A 22,506-nucleotide genomic window follows, 5' to 3' on the forward strand; every position below is an offset into this window, starting at 1 on the left:
GGACGGCCTTCTGCGCGGGCTTTCTCGCGCATGGCGGTCAGCTCCTCGGGGGAGCAATAGCAATAATACGCTTTCCCGGCATCAAGAAGCTGTTGGGCTACTTCTGCATGGCGGTCGCGACGGGCAAACTGGAAAGTCGGCTCTTCGTCTGCGGTCAGGCCAAGCCAGTTCAAGCCGTCAAAAATGGCGTCTACGGCCTCGGGCGTTGAACGTTCACGGTCGGTATCCTCGATCCGGAGCAAGAACTTGCCACCGGTATGTTTGGCATATAGCCAGTTATAAAGTGCGGTGCGTGCGCCGCCGATATGCAGAAACCCGGTCGGAGACGGGGCAAAACGGGTAACAACCGTCATTCAATCTATCCGTTATTTGGATGTTGTCGCTTGTCCTGAGGACTTTTGGCGTGCAGGCTATAGCACAAATGACACGCTGTTGCACCACAGCGGATGTTAGATAGAAACTATGCGGCAGGCGGGCTATTGGACATTCGTCGTACGGCGACAGGTAAAGTTAAATTAAAACAATTATTTGTGGGTGTTTTCTCACAAATTAATTTTGTTGTAACAAGCCAAAGAAATAAATGGTTTCTGTCCTCGGTTATCTTCTTTGGGTTGGGCTGCGCCGGGTATTTCTTGCTCCCTGCGCGTATCGGGCTTGGTCAAATTGCTCTGGCGGTGATTCTGCTGGGCTGCGGTTTCTGGATGTCGCGGCGGCTTGCCACTCTGGCCTTCGCATTTCAACTGCTTGCCAGTTTGGCGTTCGGGGCTTTGACAAGTGCCATCCATACCGAACTTGGCCCGGATAATATCCCGACAAAAACGCTCTACACGACCGAGGTTACCGGCACCATCATTGCGCTGGAACCGCGGAATGGACGCATCCGCGCCACCGTGCAGCCGTCCGAGATTGTCGGCATTGCCCAAGACCAACTGGACTGGAATGTAAGGCTCAGCTTTCTGGGCGATAGTGCGCTTTCAATTGGCGACCAGATCCGTGCGAACGCACGTCTCTTTCCCTTGCGCGCACCTGCTGTTCCCGGCGACCCGGATTTTGCACGTAATCTCTATTTCAGCGATATTGCCGCTTCCGGATTTGTCTTTGGACGACAGTTCGAAGTTCTGGAAAATCAAAAAGACATAAACAACAACGCATTGCTGGTCGGTATTGAAACAGCGCGTCAATATATCTCAAACGTCATCAGCGATGAAATGACAGGCCCCGAAACCGGCATTGCCAAGGCGCTGATCATCGGCGAACGCGGCGAAGTGACCCCGGATATTGCCGATAACCTCCGCAAATCCGGCCTTGCGCATTTGTTGGCGATTTCCGGTCTGCATATGGGATTGCTGTGCGGGACGGTGTTTTTCCTGATCCGGTTCGGGTTGGCGGCCATTCCATCAATTGCCTTGCGTTATTCGATCAAGAAATGGGCGGCGATGGCGGCCATGCTGGCGGGGCTTGTCTATCTCGGATTATCCGGGGCGACCATTCCGACCCAGCGCGCCTTTGTCATGTTGCTTGTGGTTTGGCTGGCACTCCTGCTGGATCGCCGTGCCATATCGCTGCGCCTTGTGGGCGTGGCCGCGATCATTGTTTTGATCCTGCGGCCCGATGCGGCGCTTGGCGCCAGTTTCCAACTCTCCTTTGCCGCCGTTGGCGCACTTGTTGCGTTTTATGACGGGCCGGGGCGGCGCTGGCTGGATCGGCAGGGGATGCTGTCCTGGTATGAGCGTGCCGGCCTTTATCTTGCGGGCTTGCTGCTGACCAGTCTGATCGTGACGGCCGTGACTGCCCCCATCATCGGCTATCATTTTGGCCGGATTTCGATGCTCGGTGTCTTCGCCAATCTGGTCGCCATTCCGGTCATGGCATTCTGGGTGATGCCCTGGATCGTCGTGACGCTGGCGCTGATCCCGATTGGGTTATCGGGGCTCTCACTGGCCGCAATGAAGCCCGGATTGACGGTATTGTTGGAAACCGCCGAACTGGTTGCCGCACAGGACTGGGGGCTTTGGTATGTCTCGGGCCTTGATATGCTGGCGGTTGCCTTGGGGCTGTTTGCCTTGGCCTGGATCGTTATCTGGCGCGACGAGGTGATGATCGTGCCGGTCCTTCCGCTGATTTTTGCCGCCATCATCTTTCAGGCACTGCACAAAGAGCCCGAAATCCTGATATCGGGCGACCGCGAAAGCTGGGCTGTTTATGATCCCGATGCCGGTATCCTGCATACCTCATCACGGTTAAATGACTTTCAAAAAGGCATCTGGATGAGCCGCTTTGGTATTCGCCCCGAACAGGAACCAAGCCGCGTACAGTCCTGCCAGAACGACCCGTGCTCCCTTGGTGTTAGCGCTAACATCGTTCAGTCACGGATCACTGTCGCAAGCCGTATTGCCAATCCGTTTTATGCCTGCCGTAATGCAGATATCATTGTTAGTCTGAAAACAGATCTACCAACCATCTGTCAGGCCTCTGGCGCGCGCATGGTCATCGATGATGATGTTCTGTGGTGGCAGGGCGGTGTTGCGATCAAACTGCCGTCTGAGGCTGGCGAAAAGCCTGCAATCAACACCGTCCGTGCGGAGACCGGTAATTGGCCCTGGATCATCATCGGCGGCAGAGCGGGGCGCTAATGAAATTGAACTCACTCATATCGGCGAAGAAGACAAACTTCGAAATTTGACTTTTGATCCAATGCGTTCGTAAGGTTTCGTCTGTTAAACAGGGGACCAACATGACATCTGCGATGACCAAAGGCGTTGACCATATCGGCTTGACCGTCAGCGATCTCGACGCAAGCAAGGGCTTCTTTATTTGTGCTTTGGGCTGGGAACAGTTCGGTGGCAATCCCGACTATCCAAGTGCCTATGTTACGGATGGATACACCAAAGTGACATTGTGGGAGCGAAAGGCCGAGGATTACCGACCGTTTGATCGTCATAAGAATATCGGGCTGCACCATCTTGCCTTGAAGGTGCCAACCTCGGACGATCTCAATGCCGTGTTTGCTGCTGTGAAAGACTGGCCGGGTGTGGAAATCGAATTTGCCCCGGAATTTTCAGGCTCAGGGCCCAAAGAGCATTTCATGATCCGCGAACCTGGCGGAACCCGTCTCGAAGTATCCTTTGATCCGCGCTAAATGGTGCAAAGCATCGGTTCGGGAAGGGCTGATTAATGACTATTCCCGCCCCAAACCGCACAAATTAAAAACGCCCGGGCAAAAGCACCGGGCGTTTTTGTTTTTAACGTCGCGCAAGCAATCAGTACTGACGCAGCAGCCCGACCAGACGGCCCTGAATGCGCACACGATCCGGCGACAGGGCGCGGGTTTCATAGCGTGCGTTGGCCGGTTCCAGCAGAACTTCACCGCGCCCGCGTTTCAGGCGCTTAAGCGTGGCTTCGCTGTCATCGACGAGCGCCACCACAATCGTGCCGTCATGGGCCTGTTCGCAGCGCTGGATCAGGACGGTGTCACCATCAAGAATACCGGCATCAATCATCGAATCCCCCGATACTTCAAGGGCATAGTGATCACCGGCACCAAGCAGGGCGGCCGGAACCTGTACCATGGTCGTTTGATCGCGAAGGGCCTCGATCGGTGTACCGGCAGCAATCCGGCCATAGAGCGGCAAACCAACGGATTCTCCGGCTTCGGAAAAGGCGGTTGGCACCGTGGTTGGCCGGTGGGCAGCCTTTCGCACACTGGCAAGCGAGGTCACATTGTTTGGCGTTTCCGGCGCGTCATCATCGCTGTTTTCCGGAAGTCTGACCACCTCAAGCGCGCGTGCCCGATGGGCAAGGCGGCGGATAAAGCCGCGTTCCTCAAGGCCTGTGATCAGGCGGTGAATGCCGGATTTGGATTTAAGGTTCAGGGCCTCTTTCATTTCATCGAAAGAGGGCGAAATCCCGTGATCGCGAAGGTAATTGTCTATATAGACCAGCAACTCATATTGCTTGCGCGTCAGCATGTTATTTCCCGAACCTGTAAAAAGAACAAAAAGGATACGCAGATGTTCTACTTTAGTTCTTTTCGCGGGTCAAGCGGCTCTGTGCGATTTGACGGAAAAACCGAATAATCGCCGCGATCCTTCAAAAAATATGAATAGTCGGCGGTCTAGGGGGACAGGAAGCTAGTCCGCGACGAAGGTGCCCGATTTGCCACCTTCTTTTCGGGTGACCCGCAAATCGGTAATCCTCATACTTTTGTCAACCGCCTTGCACATGTCAAAAACCGTGAGTGCCGCGACCGAGGCCGCGGTGAGGGCTTCCATCTCGACACCGGTCTTGCCGGTTGTCTTGCAGGTGGCGGTGATATCGACCGCATCGACCCCCTCGGCCAGTCCGAGATCGACGGTGACAGAAGTCAGGGGCAGGGGGTGACAAAGCGGGATCAGATCGGGGGTCTTTTTCGCGCCCATGATCCCGGCAAGCTGGGCGATGCCAAGAACATCGCCCTTTTTATGGCCGCGCGCCGCAATCAGCTTGGCGGTTTCGGAAGACATCAGAACCCGGGCCTTGGCAATGGCGGTACGCGCAGTTTCGGCCTTGGCCGAAATATCGACCATCACCGCATTGCCAACGGCATCAATATGGGAAAGCTTGTCTGCCATGATCTAACCTTGTTAATTTAAAATTGCATGATATCAGTAAATTCGCGTTTTAGTATTATTCGGCTGAGCAGCTAAAGTTATGAACACATACATTAAGTTTTTGGTTTGCGGCGCACTTGCCATGCTTCAGGGATGCGTTGTTCAACATAAGCCAGACTGGGTTCTGTCGAAAGACGAAGTTGAAGGCATGTATGCCATTGGTGCAAAGCACCTTGAGAGAGAAGCTCAAGACCCAAATTATCTACCGCCTGGTTACACAAAACTAGATCGCGAAGAAGTTGAGGCGGTCCTTGCCGGAAAAACGTTTACCTTTGTGAACCCAATTAGCGGTTGGCAGTTTCGCGCCGAGATGACAGTCGAGAACAAGGTTGTCGTACGTGGGACAAGCTCGAAATCGTGGTCGGGTGATGCTTATTGGGCTCCCTTCAGTTCCGGCGCCTATCAGAACCGAGACAAGCTGTGCCTCACATCCACTTTCTGTTTTGTTTTCTCACGTTTCGATGACTTGCAAGGCGAAGACATCTTGGGTGCCCGCGTGCATCGCAACGGCAAGGAGATGCTGGGCTTCAATTACCTCTATTGGGTGTTTACCGATATTGCTCCGATAACTGTCCCTGTGGAAACAGTATCCCAATAACGAGGCACTCAGGCCGCAAGGCCGAGCAGGTTGCGGGTGGCGGTTGCGACGTCGTCCTGGCGCATCAGGCTTTCACCGATCAGGAAACACTCAGCGCCGACCTTTGCCATGCGGGCAAGGTCATCAGGGGTAAACAGGCCGCTTTCAGCCACCAGCAACCGATCATCGCCAACCATGCCTGCCAGTTCCTCGGTCGTGGTGAGCGAGATTTCCATGGTCTTGAGGTTGCGGTTATTAATGCCCACAAGGCGCGATTTGAGCTTGAGCGCGCGTTCGAGTTCCGGGGCGTTGTGCACCTCGATCAAAACATCCATGCCAAGGCTGTGCGCGGCATCTTCAAGCTCAGAAGCCAGGCTGTCTTCAAGGGCCGCCATGATCAGAAGGATGCAATCGGCACCAAGCGCACGTGCCTCGGTGATCTGATAGGGATCAACCATGAAATCCTTGCGAAGGGCCGGAAGATCGACCGCCGCACGGGCGGCGACCAGATAGCTGTCATCGCCCTGGAAATAGGGGATGTCAGTCAGAACCGACAGGCAGCTTGCCCCGCCAGCCTTGTAAGCCTTGGCGAGTTCCGGCGGATTGAAGTCCGGGCGGATCAGCCCCTTGGAGGGCGATGCCTTTTTGATTTCGGCAATCAGGCCATAACGGCCATCGGCAACACTGGTTTCAAGGGCCTTGATAAAACCACGCGGGGCTGATTGTGCCTTTGCCTCGGCCTCGAGGGTGGCAAGCGTCTTGCGCGCCTTGCAGGCCGCAACGTGATCGCGTTTGTCATTGCAGATTTTGGCTAGTACGTCGCTCACGCCGGGGTTCCTTCATTGGTAATCTTGACAAGCCCTTGCAGGGTCTCGGCAGCCTTGCCGCTATCAATGGCGTCTGCGGCCTTTTTGATGCCGTCGGCCAGATCGCTGGCGATGCCGGTGACCACAAGTGCCGCCCCGGCATTCATCAGAACGATGTCGCGGTACGGGCTTTTCTTGGCGGCCAAAAGGTCGGTAATCGCCCTGGCATTGACATCGGCATCGCCGCCCTTGAGATCGTCAAGCGTTACGGTTTCAAGGCCGAAATCACTTGGGCTGATTTCAAATGTGGTGACCTTGCCGTTCTTGACCTCGGCAACGTAAGTCGGACCGGTGGTCGAGATTTCATCAAGGCCGCTGTGGCCATGAACAACCCATGCATGCACCGATCCCAGACGGTTGAGCACATTGGCAATCGGTTCGACCCACTGTTTGGCAAAGACGCCAAGAACCTGACGTTTGGTCTTGGCCGGGTTGGCCAGCGGTCCCAGCAGGTTAAAGATGGTGCGCGTGCCCATTTCAACGCGGGTCGGCATGACATGGCGCATCGCCGAATGGTGACGGGTTGCCATCATGAAGCAAAGATTGATGTCACGAAGCGCCTTTTCCAGAAGCTTCATATCGGCATCAAGATTGACACCAAGCGCCATCAAAACATCGGCAGACCCGGATTTGGATGATGCGGCGCGGTTGCCGTGCTTGGCAACGGTGGCACCCGCGGCGGCAGCGACAATCGCAGCCCCGGTCGAGATGTTATAGGTGCCGCTGCCATCACCACCGGTGCCGCAGGTGTCGACCGCATTTTCCGGGGCAATGATGCCGGTTGCCTTTTCGCGCATGACACGGGCGGCACCTGTGATTTCATCAACGGTTTCGCCACGAATGCGCAAGCCCATCAGGAAAGCCCCCATCTGCGATGGTGTCGCCTGACCGGACATCAGCACGTTAAAGGCCGCCTCGGCAGCGCTTTCGGTCAGTTTTTCGCCATCTGCGACTTTGGCCAGAATTGGCTTCAGATCATGATCAGTCGACATCGGGTCTTCCTTGGTTTGCGGTCCGGTGCGGGTTACGCACCGGTATAGTCGATAAAATTCTTAAGCAAGGCGTGGCCATGTTCCGAAGCGATGCTTTCGGGATGGAACTGGACACCATGAATTTGATGGGTTTTGTGACGCACGCCCATAATAAGACCATCTCCGCTTTCGGCCGTTATTTCAAGGCTGTCGGGCAAAGTTTCGCGTTCAATCACCAGCGAGTGATAGCGGGTGGCCTCAAACGGGCTGGGCAGGCCTTTAAAAACGCTGGTGCCAGCATGTTTCATCGCATCGGTCTTGCCATGCATGCATTCAGGCGCACGGATTACTTTGCCGCCAAAGGCCTGACCGATCGATTGATGACCCAGACAGACGCCAAGCAATTTGACCTTGCCCGCGGCGGCCTTGATCAGATCAAGGCAGATACCGGCCCGTTCCGGATCGCAAGGACCGGGTGAAATCACAATGCCTTCAGGATTGAGCGCCATGGCCGCATCCACGGTAATCTCATCATTGCGGCGCACTTCGACCTCCGGGCCGAGTTCGCGCAGATAGTGCCACAGATTGAATGTGAAACTGTCGTAATTGTCGATGAGGAGATACATCGGAGGAAAGGCCTGTGCACATTAAAGTTGCCAGAGAATAAACGCCATTGTCGCTACGTCAAGCAGAAGCAGAGCAAGGCTTTTTTCGCTATTTGATGACATTGGTGAAGATGGTTACGATCTTTTAACCGTGCGCTAACCAGAACCGTTTTAAAAACGTGAAAACACAAACCGACTTGATCGGTGTATAATCACAACATGGGAAGCGGTCGTTCAGTGAACGAAACAGCCGCTACGAGCATCCCAACAAACGAATACTGGAGACCACAGCGTGGCACGCCGGGCAACCCGGGCACCGACCGCCAAACGTAAGAAGGCGGCACCCAAGAAATCCACTCGTAAAAAGACCGCCCCGAAAAAGAAATCGGGTGGCATTGGTCGCCTGATGCTGGGCGGGGCCTTTGTTGCGGGTACGCTGTCGGCCATTATTGCCGTTGGCAGCATGCTTGAACTTGATCGCGCGTCGGATGAATTTGGCCGCGCAGCGGATCAAAGCGCACCGAATTATGCCCTGGCCGAGCCGGAGCCGACCCCAAAGCTTCGCAAGGATTACAAGCTTTCGGAAAATGCCAACGTATCCGAGCGTGGACGCACGGGATATCTGGTCGGCGAAAACAGTGAAACCACCCGATCCACCGGACAGGGCGGGCAGGGGCTGACGGACTTCGTGCCGGCACCGGCCGCACGCAAACCGGACCAGGGTGGGGAGATCCTTCCTGGCGATAGTGGCAATGATGTTCCGGTCGCAACCGTTGGTCCGACAAATCAGCCGTGGCAGAAATATGCCGCGCTGACACAGGATACCGGCGACAAGCCGGTGATTGCGATTGTGATTGATGATGCCGGCCTTGATCAGCCGCGCACAGCCAAGACGGTGGATCTGCCGGGCCCGATCACGATTTCCTATCTGCCCTATGCCCGTGATTTGCAGGCGCAGGTCAACGCCGCGCGCAAGGCTGGCCATGAAGTGATGCTGCATATGCCGATGGAGCCATCATCCGCATCGGTTGATCCGGGGCCGCATGCGTTGCTGGCAAGCTATGACCGCCAGAAGATCCTGAACGAGATGTCCTGGATGCTGGATCGCTTTGATGGCTATGTCGGTGTGAACAATCACATGGGCAGCAAATTTACCGCCGATCCCGAACGCATGCGCATTGTCATGGAAGTCATGAAGTCACGCGGCCTGATGTTCCTTGATAGCCGTACCAGCGCAGACTCGGTCGGGTATTCCACGGCCAGCAGCTTTGGCGTCCCGGCAATCACGCGTGATATCTTTATTGATGATGCCGATGATGCGGCCAAGATCGCCGATATGTTGGCCCGCACCGAAAATGTCGCCCGCAAACAGGGCTTTGCGATTGCGATTGGTCATCCGCGCGATCTGACGATCGGGGCGCTTCACAAATGGATCCCCGAAATTCAGGCCAAGGGATTTGTTCTGGTGCCGATTACAGATGTGCTGCGCCGGTCGATGCAAAGTGTGACCGGCTAGGGTTCGCTGACGGACATGAAAAAAGGGCTGCAGGATGACTGCAGCCCTTTTTGTTTGCGCAATACCGGATCAGGCGAAGCGATGGGCTTCGCGGGCGGCGGCCATAAGGGCACCGGCCTTGTTCTGGCATTCCTTGTGTTCAAGTTCCGGTTTGCTGTCGACGACGACACCGGCACCGGCCTGAATATGGATTTTCTCGTCCTTGATGACAGCGGTGCGCAGCGCAATGCAGGTATCCATCGAGCCATCGGCCGAGATATAGCCGATACAGCCGGCATAAATGCCACGCCGGACCGATTCCAGTTCATCGATGATTTCCATGGCGCGGACTTTGGGGGCACCCGAAACGGTGCCGGCCGGGAAGCCGGCCTTCAGCGCATCCATGGCGTCGTATTTGGTTTCGTCAATCTGGCCGACCACGTTTGAGACGATATGCATGACGTGGGAATAGTATTCGATCTGTTCGCGGTCGGTGACGCGCACGGTGCCCGGTTTGGAGACGCGCCCGACATCGTTGCGGCCAAGATCGAGCAGCATCAGATGTTCTGAGCGTTCCTTGGGATCATCGAGCAGGTCTTGCGCCATGACTTTGTCGTCATCGGGCGTTTTGCCGCGCCGACGGGTTCCGGCAATCGGGCGAATGGTGACTTCGCCGTCGCGGAGCCGCACCAGGATTTCCGGGCTGGCCCCGACGACCTGAAAACCGCCGATATCAAGATAGAACATGAAGGGCGACGGATTGATCCGACGCAATGCCCGGTAAAAGGCAAAGGGCGGGAGCTGATAGGGCAGCGTGTAGCGTTGTGACAGGACCACCTGAAAGATATCGCCCGCACGGATATAATCCTTGGCCTTTTCGACCATGTCGTGGAATCCTGCCTCGGTGACGCTGACTTTTGGTTCGGGCAGGGTATCGGGTACGGATTTGGAGCGGCGGTCGATAAACAGATTGCGCTGGAACTGCTGGACCACGTCATTAAGCCGCGCACAGGCCAGATCATAGGCCGCATCAGCCGAAATGCCGCTTTCCGGGCGCACCGGCGTCACCACGGTTACCGTGTCTTCGATGGTGTCAAAACTTGCCGTCACGGTCGGGCGGATGAAGATGCCATCGGGCACGTCAAGTTCATCGGTGTTGCTGTCGGGCAGCTTTTCCATCAGACGCACAGTGTCATAGCCCATATAGCCGACCAGACCGGCACTCATCGGCGGCAGGTTGGCGGGCAGTTCGATATGGCTTTCAGCGATCAGTTTCTTGAGGCTGTCAAGCGGGGCGTCCGGCTCGGCCACAAAGGCGTCGGCATCGGCCATCACACGGCGATTGAGTTCGGCCTTGTTGCCAAAGCAACGCCAGATCAGGTCGGGTTTGAGACCGAGGAAGGAATAACGCCCGCGGACCGATCCGCCTTCAACAGATTCAAGCAAATAGGTGTTTGGCATGCCTTCGGCGATCTTGAGAAAGGCCGAGACCGGCGTATCAAGATCTGCGGTCAGCGAGGTCCAGAGAACCTGCGAAATGCCGTTATCGTAGTTTTGCTTGAAACTGGTGAAATCCGGTTTGATTTCCATGATCTGTCCGATGGTTGGGCTTGGTCGGTTTGGCGATGGCGTCGGTGAGATAGAAAAAGGGCGACCGGATTTTCCGGTCGCCCCTGGATGCGTCTCAGTTTGCAGCGGTCGGCTGATAAAGCTCGTTGATCACGCTGTTATTGACGCTGACCGAGATTTCCTCGTTCAGGTAGTTGAGATACTGCGCAAGGATGTCCTCGTTAAGGGCTTCCTTGAGCTCGTCATTTACCGGCGCGGCATCGGCGGTGTTGATGTCGGCGGCCTGAATTTCATCAAGCTTGACGATCATGACGTCTTCGCCGGTCTGGACGGCTTTGGCCTTGCCGTCTTCAAGGGTGAAGAGGGCAGCGGCAACCGCCGGGTTGACGTCTTCTGCAAGGCCACGGCCGGTACGGCGCGTCAGGCCGGTTTCACGAACATCTGCGCCGTCTTCGGTCGCGAGGGCTGCGAGATCAGCACCGGAAGTGTTGATGTTGCCAGCCAGTTCTTCGGCCTTTTCCATCATCAGGCGTTGGCGTTCTTCGGCGGTCCATGCGGCAACAACTTCGTCGCGGACTTCGTCAAATGGACGCAGGGCCGACGGGGTTACGTTTTCAACACGAACGACATAACGCGTGCCCGAAGCGGTTTCTTCAAGGAAGCTCTCCTCACCGTTTTCGAGCTCGAAGATTTTGGCGTTGATTTCGTCTGCGCCGTCAACGTTCTGACCTGCAAGGCCTTCGCCGCGGACGATGCCGTCAAGCTTGTAGGTCTTTGCGCCAACATCGCGTGCGGCGTCTTCGATCGGGGTGCCGGCACCGAGTTCTTCGTCAAAGGTGGCCGCCAGATCATAAATGGCGTCTTCGGCTTTGAACTGTTTGAGGCCGTCAACAATGATGTCGCGAACTTCATCCAGGCTTTGCGTGCTGCCCGGGGTGATCGACGGCACACGGATGATGTGCCAGCCAAGGGCGGTTTCAACCGGCTCGGAGATGCCGCCTTCGTCGAGCGAGAAGGTCGCATCGCGGAGATCGGGCAGGATGTCATTCGCGGTGAACTGGCCAAGTTTGACCATGGCTTCGTCCATGTTGGCGTCTTCTTTGGCAACCGTCATGAAGTCTGCACCTTCCGTCAGGCGCTTATAGGCTTCACGGGCGGTCTGTTCTTCGTTCGGCGAAAACAGGATTTGTTCGACGGTGCGTTTTTCCGGGGTCTGGAATTCCGGTTCGCGCTGCGCATAGGCGTCGGAAATTTCTTCGTCGGTTACGGTGACGGTCGCAATCAGGTCAGCGGCACTCAGCGTTGCAAGGGTGACATTGCGGCTTTCCGGTGCGGTGAACTGGGCCGCGTTTTCTTCGTGATAGGCACGAAGGGTCGCGTCATCAGCCGGTGCGATGTCTGCAAAGGCGTCCTTGTTCAGCGTAAAGAACGAACCGCTGCGCTGTTCATTGCGGTAAGCGACGATCTGACGCGCCATGATGTCTGGCACCGTTGCCGGGTTGGTCAGGCTGCTGACGACCTGCTGGCTCATCATGTCGCCACGGACACCGTTGATGAATTCGTTTTCGGTGTAGCCAGCCTGATACAGGGCCTGCAGGAAGCGGTCACGGCTGAACTGGCCGGTGGTCGGGTCCTTGAAGCTGTCAGAAGAAAAGATCTGATCACGAACGGCTTCGTCGCTGATGCCGATACCGATGTTTTTGGCATCTTCACGCAGGATCTTCTGGGATACGAGCGACTGCACCGTATTGTTCAGAAGGCCCATCTGAATGGCCTGCTGCTGGTTGAAGTTCGGTCCGAACATGTTTTGCATATTCTGCACGCTACGCTGGAAGGCGCGATCCAGTTCGACCGGGGTGATCCGTTGGCTGCCGATTTCGGCAACTTCACGCGAGGTGCCCAGATTGAGCATCGATGCGTTCAGGCCCCAGATCACGAAGCTCAGTGCAATCACGCCAAAGATAATCTTGGCGAAGATTGATTTCGAAAATGTGCGAATGCCAGCAAGCATATGATAAGCCTAACAATCCGTGGTTTGACGCCAAAATCAGGCTTTGACGTCGTTTCATTATGGTTGCCCGGACGACGCGATACACGAAAAGGCCCGAGCAAATTTGCCGCGCATCTTAATGGCGAGTGTTATCAGCGGCAACAGGCGATTGTATAGAAGATGACTGCAATCACATCCTAAATACGTGATCGGGCGTTTTCGGGTACTTGGCCTCGCTGGCATGGCATGCTAAAACCCGCGTCGAAACAGGTCCTGTAACAAATCGTATCAACCGCAAACCGGTTGTTATGGTCTTGAAACAAAGACACTACACGGACAAAATGTGAACCTGATCAGCACGAGGTAGCTCCCATGACCCAACGCCGTCCCCTGATTGCCGGAAACTGGAAAATGAACTGTTTGCGTGCAGACGGTCTTGCGCTGGCTTCAAGCCTGGCGGCAAAGGCGTCTGAAAAAGGGGCGCTTGGTTGCGATATTCTGGTCTGTCCGCCGGCAACGCTTTTGTCCGAGGCAGTTGGTGTGACCAAGGGAAGTGCGGTTGCCGTCGGTGGGCAGGATTGCCATGCGGCGATTTCAGGCGCGCATACCGGTGATCTGGCGGCCCCGATGCTGGCCGATATTGGCGCACAATATGTTCTGGTTGGTCATTCCGAACGCCGTGCCGATCATGGGGAAAGTTCGACCGATATTCGCAAAAAGGCGATTGCGGCCCATGATGCTGGTCTGATCGCGGTGGTTTGCGTTGGCGAGACCGAGGAAGAACGCGATCTTGGCGCGACGTTGCCGGTGGTGAACGGGCAGGTGGCGGTATCGCTTCCCGATGGGGCGACGGCGAAAAACACGGTTGTTGCCTATGAGCCGGTCTGGGCGATTGGCACGGGCCGGACTGCCAGTGTCGAAGAAGTTGCCGAAGTACATGCTGCGATCCGTGCAGGTCTGATGGCACGGTTTGAGGATGGTGATCAGTTCCGAATTCTGTATGGTGGCTCGGTCAAGCCGTCGAATGCCAAGGAATTGATGGCTGTCGAAGATGTCGACGGTGCACTTGTCGGCGGGGCCAGCCTTAAGGTTGAAGATTTCTGGCAGATTATTGAATCTTGTGCCTGACCGACTGCGGTGCAGATTTTGTTTAATATGGTCTAGCCAACAGCCATAAAACGCGTTAAATACGCATCAAATTTATGCCCGATCCGGGCCGAATTGCGTTTGGATCGGTTGATTAGGACAAGAGTTTCGACACCATGCAAACAGTCATTCTGGTAATCCACCTTCTTCTTGCGCTCGGCTTGATCGCTGTGATTCTCGTGCAGCGCAGCGAGGGCGGTGGGCTTGGTATCGGCGGTAACAGCGGCGGCGGAGGCGGCGGCGGTGGTTTCGGCGTGATGAGCTCACGCGGCGCTGCGAACCTGCTGACCCGTACTACTGCTATTCTGGCAGGCGCATTCATGATCACCAGCATCATTCTTGCCCTTCAGTCGAATACCCACACCCAGCCGGCTTCGATCCTTGATCAGGCGCCGGAACCGGCCCCTGCGGTCACCGAGCCTGCCGAGGACACCGGTCCCGCGGCTCCGACCCGCTAAACAAATTAACCGACGACCTGAGGCGGCAAACTTGCCGCCTCAATTTTTGATTGTTGAATTCCCCGGTTCGTGGTGCACTGCACGGAACCGAGGCTTTGTGCTTTGAGATGAGGCCAAGATAATGACTCGTTTTATCTTTATTACCGGTGGCGTGGTTTCCTCGCTGGGCAAAGGTCTGGCTTCCGCTGCTTTGGGGGCATCCCTGCAGGCACGCGGCTTTACAGTTCGTCTGCGTAAACTTGATCCGTATATCAACGTCGATCCGGGCACCATGAGCCCGTACCAGCATGGCGAATGCTATGTGACCGAAGACGGTGCGGAGACCGACCTTGATCTTGGCCACTATGAACGTTTCACCGGCGTATCATCGCGCCGGTCGGATAACGTTACCACCGGTCGTATCTATTCCAACGTGATCGCGCGTGAACGTCGCGGCGATTATCTTGGCGGGACTGTGCAGGTCATTCCGCACATCACCGATGCGATCAAGGAATTCGTCATGTCCGATGCGACCGAGGATTTTGTCCTGGTCGAAATCGGCGGCACGGTGGGCGATATCGAAAGTCTTCCGTTCCTTGAAGCCATCCGTCAGATGGGCAACGATCTTGGCGATGGCCGGGCCTTGTTCATGCACCTGACACTTGTTCCTTATATTTCGTCTGCCGGGGAGCTTAAGACCAAGCCGACCCAGCACTCGGTCAAGGAACTGCAGAGTGTCGGTATTCAGCCTGATATTCTTCTGTGCCGTTGCGATCGCGAAATTCCGATCAATGAACGCCGCAAGATTGCGCGTTTCTGTAACGTCCGTGAAGCGGCGGTTATTCCGGCCTATGACGTTGACAACATCTATCAGGTGCCGATCAGCTATCACCAGTATGGTCTGGATAACGAAGTGCTGTATCACTTCGGCCTGCAGGCGCAGGAACCCGATCTGCAGCCGTGGGAAGATATCTGCAACACCATCCGCAACCCGGAAGGTGAGGTCACCATCGGTATCGTTGGCAAATACATCCAGCTTCCTGATGCCTATAAGTCGCTGACCGAAGCATTGACCCATGGCGGCATCGCTAACAAGGTGCGCGTCAAACTGGAATGGATTGCGTCTGACGAGCTGGAAAAAGAAGGCAACGTCAACGAAATCCTGTCCAAGCTTGATGCGATCATGGTCCCGGGCGGCTTTGGCGAACGTGGCACCGAAGGCAAGATTGCCGCGGCCCGCTATGCGCGTGAAAACAAGGTGCCGTATTTCGGGATTTGCTTTGGCATGCAGATGGCGGTTCTGGAAGCAGCCCGTAACCTTGCCGGGCTTAAGGATGCGTCCTCGTCCGAATTTGGTCCGACCAAGACGCCGCTTGTCGGTCTGATGACCGAATGGGCGAAAGATGGTGGCTCGGTCGAGCGTCGTTCTGATGACGATGATCTGGGCGGCACCATGCGTCTGGGCAACTACGAGTGCAAACTTGTTGATGGCACCCGTGCACGCGAGATTTATGGCAGCGAAACCGTTCTTGAACGTCACCGCCATCGTTATGAGGTGAACGTCAACTTCATGGGCCAGCTTGAAGAGAAGGGTCTTAAATTCTCGGGCCTCTCGCCGGATGGTCGTTTGCCGGAAATCGTCGAATATCCGGATCATCCGTGGTTCATCGGTGTTCAGTTCCACCCGGAACTGCGTTCGCGTCCGCTGGATCCGCATCCGCTGTTTGTTTCCTATATCAAGGCCGCCAAAGAGCGCAGCCGTCTGGTATAAGCCTCGTATCTGATTGCCAGAACAAACAGCCACAAGTGATCGACAGAAAGTCAGTGCAATGACCGAAATTAAAACCGTCAAAGTCGGCAATATCGAAATCGCCAACGACAAGCCGTTTGCCGTTCTGGCAGGCCCGTGCGCGATCGAAAGCCGTCAGCACGCCCTTGAAATGGCCACAGCACTTAAGGAACTGTCCGAAGGGCTTGGCATCGGGCTTGTTTATAAAAGCTCGTTTGACAAGGCCAACCGGACCAGCACCACGTCCAAACGCGGTGTTGGCCTTAAGGAAGGTCTCGATATCCTGGCAGAGGTCAAGGAAGTCACCGGGCTTCCGATTGTGACCGACGTGCATTTGCCCGATCAGTGTGCGGCGGTGGCCGAGGTTGCCGATATCCTGCAGATCCCGGCATTCCTGTGCCGTCAGGCCGATCTGTTGCAGGCGGCTGGCAAAACGGGCCGTGCGGTCAATGTCAAAAAGGGTCAGTTCCTGGCCCCTTGGGACATGGTCAATGTGGCCAATAACCTGGCTGCGACCGGCAATGAAAACATCATGCTCTGTGACCGTGGGACCAGCTTTGGTTATAACACGCTTGTCACGGACTTCCGTGGACTTCCCACCATGGCCCGTCAGGGCTATCCGGTTGTCTTCGATGCCACCCATTCGGTTCAGCAGCCGGGCGGACAGGGCACCTCGTCAGGTGGCCAGCGCGAATTCGCGCCAGTTCTTGCCCGTGCGGCCGTTGCGGTTGGTATCGCAGCACTGTTTATCGAAACCCACGATAACCCGGCGACGGCCATTTCCGATGGCCCGAACCAAATCCCGTTGAACAAGCTTCCCGAAGTTCTTTCGGTTCTGATGGAACTGGACAAAGTGGCAAAAGCCAATCCGGTCCGTCTGGATATGTTTGACGCGTAAATAACAAATGCCGCCAGCACGTGATTGGCGGCATTCTTTTTTGCTGTAACCTGCATGCCTGATGATCAGGTATGGTTCCTACCAGTGAGGAGAACGTTTCTGTCATGACCGCTATTATCGATATTCGCGGCCGCGAAATCCTTGACAGCCGTGGTAACCCGACGGTCGAAGTTGATGTCACCCTGGAAAATGGCGCCTTTGGTCGTGCTGCCGTTCCTTCGGGCGCATCCACCGGTGCACACGAAGCCGTCGAACTGCGCGACAAGGAAGACCGTTACCTTGGCAAAGGTGTGACCAAGGCGGTTGCATCCGTAAACGGTGAAATCTTTGAAGCGCTGGCGGGCATGGATGCCGAAGACCAGCTTGCCGTTGACAACGTCATGATCGACCTTGATGGTACTGAAAACAAAGGCCGTCTGGGCGCAAACGCCATTCTGGGTGTATCGCTGGCGACTGCCAAGGCAGCCGCCGAAGATGCGGGGCTTCCGCTTTATCGTTATGTTGGTGGGTCGTTTGCCCGCACGTTGCCGGTACCGATGATGAACATCATCAATGGCGGCGAGCATGCCGATAACCCGATCGACGTTCAGGAATTCATGATCATGCCGGTTTCGGCCGAGACGTGCTCGGACGCGATCCGCATGGGTGCGGAAATCTTCCACAACCTGAAAAAGGCATTGTCAGCAGATGGCCTGAACACCAACGTTGGTGACGAGGGCGGCTTTGCGCCGAACATCGCATCGACCGAGGCTGCCATCAGCTATGTCATGAAGTCGATCGAGGCTGCTGGCTATCGCCCGGAAGAAGACGTTGTACTGGCCCTTGATGCGGCATCGACCGAGTTCTTCAAGGACGGCAAATACGTTCTGGCCGGCGAGGGCAAGTCGCTTGATCCGAGCCAGATGGTCAAATACTGGGCCGACCTGGTTGGCAAATACCCGATCCTCTCCATCGAAGACGGCATGGCCGAAGACGATTGGGATGGTTGGGCAGAACTGACGTCCGCCATCGGTGCCAAGACCCAGCTTGTGGGCGATGACCTGTTTGTCACCAACCCGAAACGTCTTGCGGACGGCATCAAGAAGGGCGTTGCCAACTCGATCCTGGTCAAGGTCAACCAGATCGGCACGCTTTCGGAAACGCTGGAAGCGGTTGAGATGGCACACCGTGCCGGTTACACGGCTGTGATGTCGCACCGTTCGGGCGAAACCGAAGATGCGACCATTGCCGATCTGGCGGTTGCCACCAACTGTGGTCAGATCAAAACCGGTTCGCTGTCGCGTTCTGACCGTATGGCAAAATACAATCAGCTGATCCGCATCGAGGAACTTCTTGATGCTGGCGCACACTTTCCGGGTCGTTCGATCCTGAAGTAAGGGCTGCTGATATTTCGACTGCATAACAGGCCGCTTCCCGATCCGGAGGCGGCCTGTTTTGTATGGGCGCCAAGTGATAAATTCGAATATCAGGATTAGTGAATTGAGCGTAATCGCGCAGCTTTGCGCAGATTGCTTAACTCTATTTTTACCCGAATATGCGCATGGTAACGGGTAATCTTGCCGGTTTTCCCGACTTGTCCGATGGTAAATCATTGTCAGACAAGCGAAATAACGTATGTGGTTTTTACGTTATGCAGCCGGAATGAGATATTTGGTCATCACGTCGCACAGATGTGCAAGGGGCATAAGGTAAATGTCGTCCAGTTCACCGGTCATTCTTCGCCTGAAACAGGCTGTCGCACCGGTAATCGCATTTACCGTGATGGCGTATTTCATTTTCCATAGTGTTGAAGGCGAACGCGGGCTTTTGAATTATTGGTCGATGCAAGACCGCGTCAGCCAGATCACCCAGGTTCTTGAAGAAACGACCGAACGCCGCAAGTTGCTTGAACAGCATGTGCTTTCGCTGCGTGCGAGCCACCTTGATCCGGATCTGCTTGATGAGCGGGCGCGTGCGATGCTGAATGCCGCCCATCCCGACGATGTGATCATCTTCCACCATGATGGCTATAGCGATGTCATCACGGCTGCGGCTGCCGATGCCAACTGAAGTCCCGCACGGTTCCCATCACGGAAACATGATGGATCGCCGTGTCAGGAATGGCTGTTTGGGACGTGACCCACAGGGCTCGATCCGTCTGCGAGTTAAAGATCAGGCGCGCTTTGCCTCTGCATGAAGTTTTCTTGCTGCTGCCACCATTTCGACGGCGTCCGGGCCCCACATCATCCGTAGAAAGTAGCTTTCAATCGGGCGCTGCTGGAGCAACCAGACAACAGGGAGAAGGAATACTCTGGCAGCCAGGACCGCCTTTTCCTTTTTGGGCGAAAGGCCGCTGTTCTTGCGCGCTTTGGCAGAGACGGCAGCCATCGCAAGTAATTTGAACAGACCTTCCTGGAAGAAGAGCTGTAATTTCACCTTTCTTTGTGAAGGGTGGTAGTTTTTTTCGATTGAGTCTTTCCAAAGTTGATGGAAGTTCTGACCCGTTGCCGGGATGGTCGCCAGTGTCTTGGTGACACCGAAAAGATCATCATATTTCTTATAGAGCTGTTTCAGGTCGGCCATTGATTTTGGAAGTTCGTTTTCGTCATGCGGGAAAAGTCTGCAATATTCGCTGACTTCTGCAATGTAACGATCACGAAGATTGTCGGGCAATCTGCGCGGAAGCGCAAGGCCGTGAAATCCGAGCCGCTCGTATACCCAAAGCATTGAATGCATTTCAGTCAACGCCGCCCACATGGATTCCCGGGGGGAGTTTGCTTGGTATCCGCCGATTTCGGGTGCGCCGACATCAATCACATCTCCCTCAACCTTCTCATGGATACGGATCAAGTGCTGCGCGACACGTGTGGCAGTATCTTTGTCTCCGAGCCACATCGGTGCGTGAATGCCAGAATTTCTCTGACCCCGGTCAAAGACGTCGAACAAGGTCAATTCGCCGCGGTGAGCTTTTTTTGAAATGGGATCCCAATCCCGAACCCCAGCGACGACCGGCTTGTAAGTCAGTTGCAAAATAAACTGTGCAGGAGACTGAAAGACGATGACAGCAGGATGGAGAAGGACATCCCAGGCGAGGGAGCCGGGACCAAAAACGCCCCGGTGTTCTGAATTTTCGTTGGTGGCAACGTTAGGTTCGCCGTGGCGTCTCCAGCGTTTTGCTGTTCCCAGCAGCCGTTCCTGGCTAACAACGATATTTGGGTTGGCCGCGCGCATATGATCATTAGACGTCATTCTTTCCTCTTTATTCCCGAGCGGGAATATAATTAAGCTCCTAGTTTAGAATTTTGTCAATATGGTCTTTCCTTCATGTTCTGCGTCGGGGGAGGTTGCCGCTGCGAACTTGCCAAGGGGCAAGGATAAAGACCATTATGTGCAGCGAAGAGGCCCGTTTACGCGGCGGATTTTAACAACAGAAGGATTTGAAAAGATGGGAGCGAGGTGTTCGCGGCGCCCGGGCAAACGAGCAGGGCTGAATGTAGAGCAGATCGTTGCTGCGGCCAGAACGCTTCCATGGGGAGAGCTTTCAATGCAGTCTCTTGCCGACATCCTGAAGGTAGATCGCAAGGCGCTGCATTATCATGTCAAGGATCGCCAATCGCTGCTTGAGCTTTTGGCGCACGACACATTTTCCAGACGGCTATCGCAAACCACGGTTTCCGAAGCCTCGGACTGGAAAGAAGCTTGCAGGATCTACAGCCGCGATCTGGCTGACAGTGCCCTGGAACTCGCTGAGCTGGTGGACTATCTGTGGTTTGGTGATCTAATAAATGATCTGACGTTGAAACCCGTTGAAATCCTGTTTGGAAAACTGAATGCTGCCGGTTTTACCGATGAGGAGGCAATCCGTCTAATGACGGTGCTGGGGACACTTTGCTTGGGGCATGCGCGTGATCTGGCTCAAGCGCAAAAAGAAATCGCCAGAACTCGTAAAAACCTGCTGATAGCCGTACTCGGCACCCAGAAAAGCGAGGACTTCCCAAACCTAGAACGGATATCGTCTCTTAACGTTGATACATATAGTGCCCAACAGCTGAACTTTAGCGTGGAGTTAATTCTTGAGGGCGCGGAGCACATGCTTGCAAAGCGTCAAAATCTGGCCTCGAATTCTGTGATCTTGGCCTGAGGCAGGTCATTGCACCGTTAATCGCATTTCCCGTGATAGTGTATTTCATTTTCACAGTGCCGAAGAAGAGGACGGATTGCTTGATTTCGGGACGATGCAAACCCGGCTCGGCCAGGTGGCCGATGCTGAACGCAGCCCGTCCTGAAGATGTCATCATCGCCGTCGCAGACGCAAACTTAGCCTGTCGGCGCCAGTCTGACCGGGCGTGCGTGATTTGCTTCGAAAGAATCCGCTGGCAGCACAATCGTATTTCTCTGCGTAAAATGGCTCTGTACTGTTGACCAGATCACAGTTTGACAGAAATTTTGGGTTGTGAATTGTGTTCAGCAATAATCGCAAACGGGTAAGTCGTTGTTTAAACTGACTTCTGGTTTAGGGCGCTATTTTGCCAAACCGAGTAGAGGTCATTGATATACAATGCATTCTTTCGGTTGTTTTCCGTTTTGCGCTGCTATGCGGTATTATCCCCGCGAAAGCATAGCATTTGTGACGCAGGGGAATGAACGAGTTTTAAAGCAGGCGTCCAAGGTGCTGAAAATCCTGCAACTCTGTAAAAACGCGTAAACTCAAAGATTAACTTAAATCAGGTTTATTTGTGATTGTGCGTTGCAAAACAACAGTTTAATCGAGGTTAGATTGCTTGCCCTTGTGGTCTGTTTTCGGTAGTCATTTCGGTGGTCCAGTACCGAATTAAGCACTCATACATGATGCTTAAGCGATAGCCATCCACCGGGAGGAAACATGGCGACCACACCAAAACGCAAACGCGGCACGACGCGCGCCGACAATCAGGCGAGCAGTGACGATCTCCTCAAATATTACCGTGAAATGCTTCTGATCCGTCGCTTTGAAGAAAAAGCCGGTCAGCTGTATGGCATGGGTCTCATTGGCGGTTTCTGCCACCTTTATATCGGGCAGGAAGCCGTTGTTGTCGGCATGCAGGCCGCCGCATCGAACGAAGATGGTGTTATCACCAGTTATCGCGATCACGGACATATGCTTGCAACCGGCATGGATGCCGCCGGTGTGATGGCCGAACTGACGGGCCGCGAAGGCGGGTATTCCCGCGGTAAAGGCGGCTCGATGCACATGTTCTCCAAGGAAAAGAATTTCTATGGTGGTCATGGTATCGTGGGTGCGCAGGTTCCGCTCGGAACCGGTATTGCCTTTAGCTACAAATACCGTGGCGAAAACAAGGTTTGCATGACCTATCTGGGTGACGGTGCCGTCAACCAGGGCCAGGTCTATGAAGCATTCAACATGGCAGCCCTTTGGCAGCTTCCGGTGATTTATTGCATCGAGAACAACCAGTATGCGATGGGCACCTCGACCCAGCGTCACTCGTCGAGCCCGGATCTGTATGAACGCGGTAAGGCCTATGGCATTCCCGGTGA

The 22,506-nt window shown here is 55.1% G+C and carries 21 protein-coding genes; 12 read left to right on the forward strand and 9 right to left on the reverse strand.

Annotated features, from left to right (window positions below; translation table 11 throughout):
• The coding region (locus B3Z49_RS20550; RefSeq protein ID WP_296994372.1) for a glutamate--tRNA ligase at window positions 1-353 on the reverse strand (353 nt) is incomplete at its 3' end.
• Between the two features lie 279 nt (window positions 354-632).
• Between B3Z49_RS20550 and B3Z49_RS20555 the strand changes: the two genes are divergently transcribed.
• Window positions 633-2,633, forward strand: a complete 2,001-nt coding sequence (locus B3Z49_RS20555) for a ComEC/Rec2 family competence protein (protein ID WP_296994376.1) — start codon at window positions 633-635, stop codon at window positions 2,631-2,633.
• A gap of 101 nt (window positions 2,634-2,734) precedes the next feature.
• On the forward strand, window positions 2,735-3,139 hold the full coding sequence (locus B3Z49_RS20560; protein WP_296994379.1) for a VOC family protein: 405 nt from the start codon (window positions 2,735-2,737) through the stop codon (window positions 3,137-3,139).
• Window positions 3,140-3,260: 121 nt separating this feature from the next.
• Here the strand turns inward: B3Z49_RS20560 and lexA are convergent, their stop codons facing one another.
• On the reverse strand, window positions 3,261-3,968 hold the full coding sequence (gene lexA / locus B3Z49_RS20565; protein WP_008891187.1) for a transcriptional repressor LexA: 708 nt from the start codon (window positions 3,966-3,968) through the stop codon (window positions 3,261-3,263).
• Between the two features lie 162 nt (window positions 3,969-4,130).
• Window positions 4,131-4,610: a cyclic pyranopterin monophosphate synthase MoaC gene (gene moaC / locus B3Z49_RS20570; RefSeq protein WP_296994382.1), complete on the reverse strand. Its 480-nt coding sequence runs from the start codon at window positions 4,608-4,610 to the stop codon at window positions 4,131-4,133.
• Window positions 4,611-4,689: 79 nt separating this feature from the next.
• Between moaC and B3Z49_RS20575 the strand changes: the two genes are divergently transcribed.
• Window positions 4,690-5,247, forward strand: coding sequence for a hypothetical protein (locus B3Z49_RS20575; protein WP_296994385.1), 558 nt, complete (start codon window positions 4,690-4,692; stop codon window positions 5,245-5,247).
• A gap of 8 nt (window positions 5,248-5,255) precedes the next feature.
• Here the strand turns inward: B3Z49_RS20575 and trpC are convergent, their stop codons facing one another.
• From trpC to B3Z49_RS20590, 3 genes are read right to left on the reverse strand one after another with little or no spacing between them, the layout of a single operon-like run.
• Window positions 5,256-6,053, reverse strand: coding sequence for an indole-3-glycerol phosphate synthase TrpC (gene trpC, locus B3Z49_RS20580; protein ID WP_296994387.1), 798 nt, complete (start codon window positions 6,051-6,053; stop codon window positions 5,256-5,258).
• A complete protein-coding gene (trpD, locus tag B3Z49_RS20585; protein ID WP_008891184.1) occupies window positions 6,050-7,084 on the reverse strand; it encodes an anthranilate phosphoribosyltransferase in 1,035 nt (344 codons plus the stop codon). The genes trpC and trpD overlap by 4 nt, the downstream gene beginning before the upstream one ends.
• Before the next feature lie 32 nt (window positions 7,085-7,116).
• A complete protein-coding gene (locus B3Z49_RS20590; RefSeq protein WP_296994389.1) occupies window positions 7,117-7,689 on the reverse strand; it encodes an anthranilate synthase component II in 573 nt (190 codons plus the stop codon).
• A 271-nt stretch (window positions 7,690-7,960) separates the two neighbouring features.
• On the opposite strand from B3Z49_RS20590, the gene B3Z49_RS20595 reads away from it, so the two are divergent.
• On the forward strand, window positions 7,961-9,184 hold the full coding sequence (locus B3Z49_RS20595; protein WP_296994392.1) for a divergent polysaccharide deacetylase family protein: 1,224 nt from the start codon (window positions 7,961-7,963) through the stop codon (window positions 9,182-9,184).
• A gap of 69 nt (window positions 9,185-9,253) precedes the next feature.
• On the opposite strand, the gene trpE is transcribed toward B3Z49_RS20595, so the two are convergent.
• Both trpE and B3Z49_RS20605 read right to left on the reverse strand, forming a co-directional pair.
• Entirely contained in the window at window positions 9,254-10,753 is a 1,500-nt protein-coding gene (gene trpE / locus B3Z49_RS20600; protein ID WP_296994395.1) for an anthranilate synthase component I, read from the reverse strand.
• Window positions 10,754-10,847: 94 nt separating this feature from the next.
• Entirely contained in the window at window positions 10,848-12,743 is a 1,896-nt protein-coding gene (locus tag B3Z49_RS20605; protein WP_296994398.1) for a peptidyl-prolyl cis-trans isomerase, read from the reverse strand.
• A 351-nt stretch (window positions 12,744-13,094) separates the two neighbouring features.
• Here B3Z49_RS20605 and tpiA point away from each other — a divergent pair, with 351 nt between their 5' ends.
• The 6 genes from tpiA to B3Z49_RS20635 all read left to right on the forward strand — a co-directional run bounded on the left by tpiA (window position 13,095) and on the right by B3Z49_RS20635 (window position 19,041).
• A complete protein-coding gene (tpiA, locus tag B3Z49_RS20610) occupies window positions 13,095-13,850 on the forward strand; it encodes a triose-phosphate isomerase (protein WP_064781475.1) in 756 nt (251 codons plus the stop codon).
• 134 nt (window positions 13,851-13,984) lie between these two features.
• Complete coding sequence (gene secG, locus B3Z49_RS20615; RefSeq protein ID WP_008891176.1) at window positions 13,985-14,326, forward strand: preprotein translocase subunit SecG; 342 nt, start codon at window positions 13,985-13,987, stop codon at window positions 14,324-14,326.
• Between the two features lie 121 nt (window positions 14,327-14,447).
• The gene (locus B3Z49_RS20620; protein ID WP_008891175.1) at window positions 14,448-16,076 is read left to right on the forward strand and encodes a CTP synthase; all 1,629 of its coding nucleotides are present in this window, start codon (window positions 14,448-14,450) and stop codon (window positions 16,074-16,076) included.
• A 58-nt stretch (window positions 16,077-16,134) separates the two neighbouring features.
• Window positions 16,135-16,992: a 3-deoxy-8-phosphooctulonate synthase gene (kdsA, locus tag B3Z49_RS20625; RefSeq protein WP_008891174.1), complete on the forward strand. Its 858-nt coding sequence runs from the start codon at window positions 16,135-16,137 to the stop codon at window positions 16,990-16,992.
• A 104-nt stretch (window positions 16,993-17,096) separates the two neighbouring features.
• Window positions 17,097-18,368: a phosphopyruvate hydratase gene (eno, locus tag B3Z49_RS20630; protein ID WP_296994407.1), complete on the forward strand. Its 1,272-nt coding sequence runs from the start codon at window positions 17,097-17,099 to the stop codon at window positions 18,366-18,368.
• Window positions 18,369-18,684: 316 nt separating this feature from the next.
• The gene (locus B3Z49_RS20635; protein ID WP_120226001.1) at window positions 18,685-19,041 is read left to right on the forward strand and encodes an FtsB family cell division protein; all 357 of its coding nucleotides are present in this window, start codon (window positions 18,685-18,687) and stop codon (window positions 19,039-19,041) included.
• Window positions 19,042-19,143: 102 nt separating this feature from the next.
• Here B3Z49_RS20635 and B3Z49_RS20640 read toward each other — a convergent pair whose 3' ends face one another.
• Window positions 19,144-20,220, reverse strand: coding sequence for an oxygenase MpaB family protein (locus tag B3Z49_RS20640; protein ID WP_296994412.1), 1,077 nt, complete (start codon window positions 20,218-20,220; stop codon window positions 19,144-19,146).
• Window positions 20,221-20,515: 295 nt separating this feature from the next.
• Between B3Z49_RS20640 and B3Z49_RS20645 the strand changes: the two genes are divergently transcribed.
• Entirely contained in the window at window positions 20,516-21,112 is a 597-nt protein-coding gene (locus B3Z49_RS20645) for a TetR/AcrR family transcriptional regulator C-terminal domain-containing protein (protein WP_296994414.1), read from the forward strand.
• 741 nt (window positions 21,113-21,853) lie between these two features.
• Window positions 21,854-22,506: thiamine pyrophosphate-dependent enzyme (locus tag B3Z49_RS20650; protein ID WP_296994417.1), on the forward strand; the 653-nt coding region annotated here is incomplete at its 3' end.

The sequence above is a fragment of the Thalassospira sp. UBA1131 genome, from assembly GCF_002311515.1.
GTDB lineage: Bacteria > Pseudomonadota > Alphaproteobacteria > Rhodospirillales > Thalassospiraceae > Thalassospira.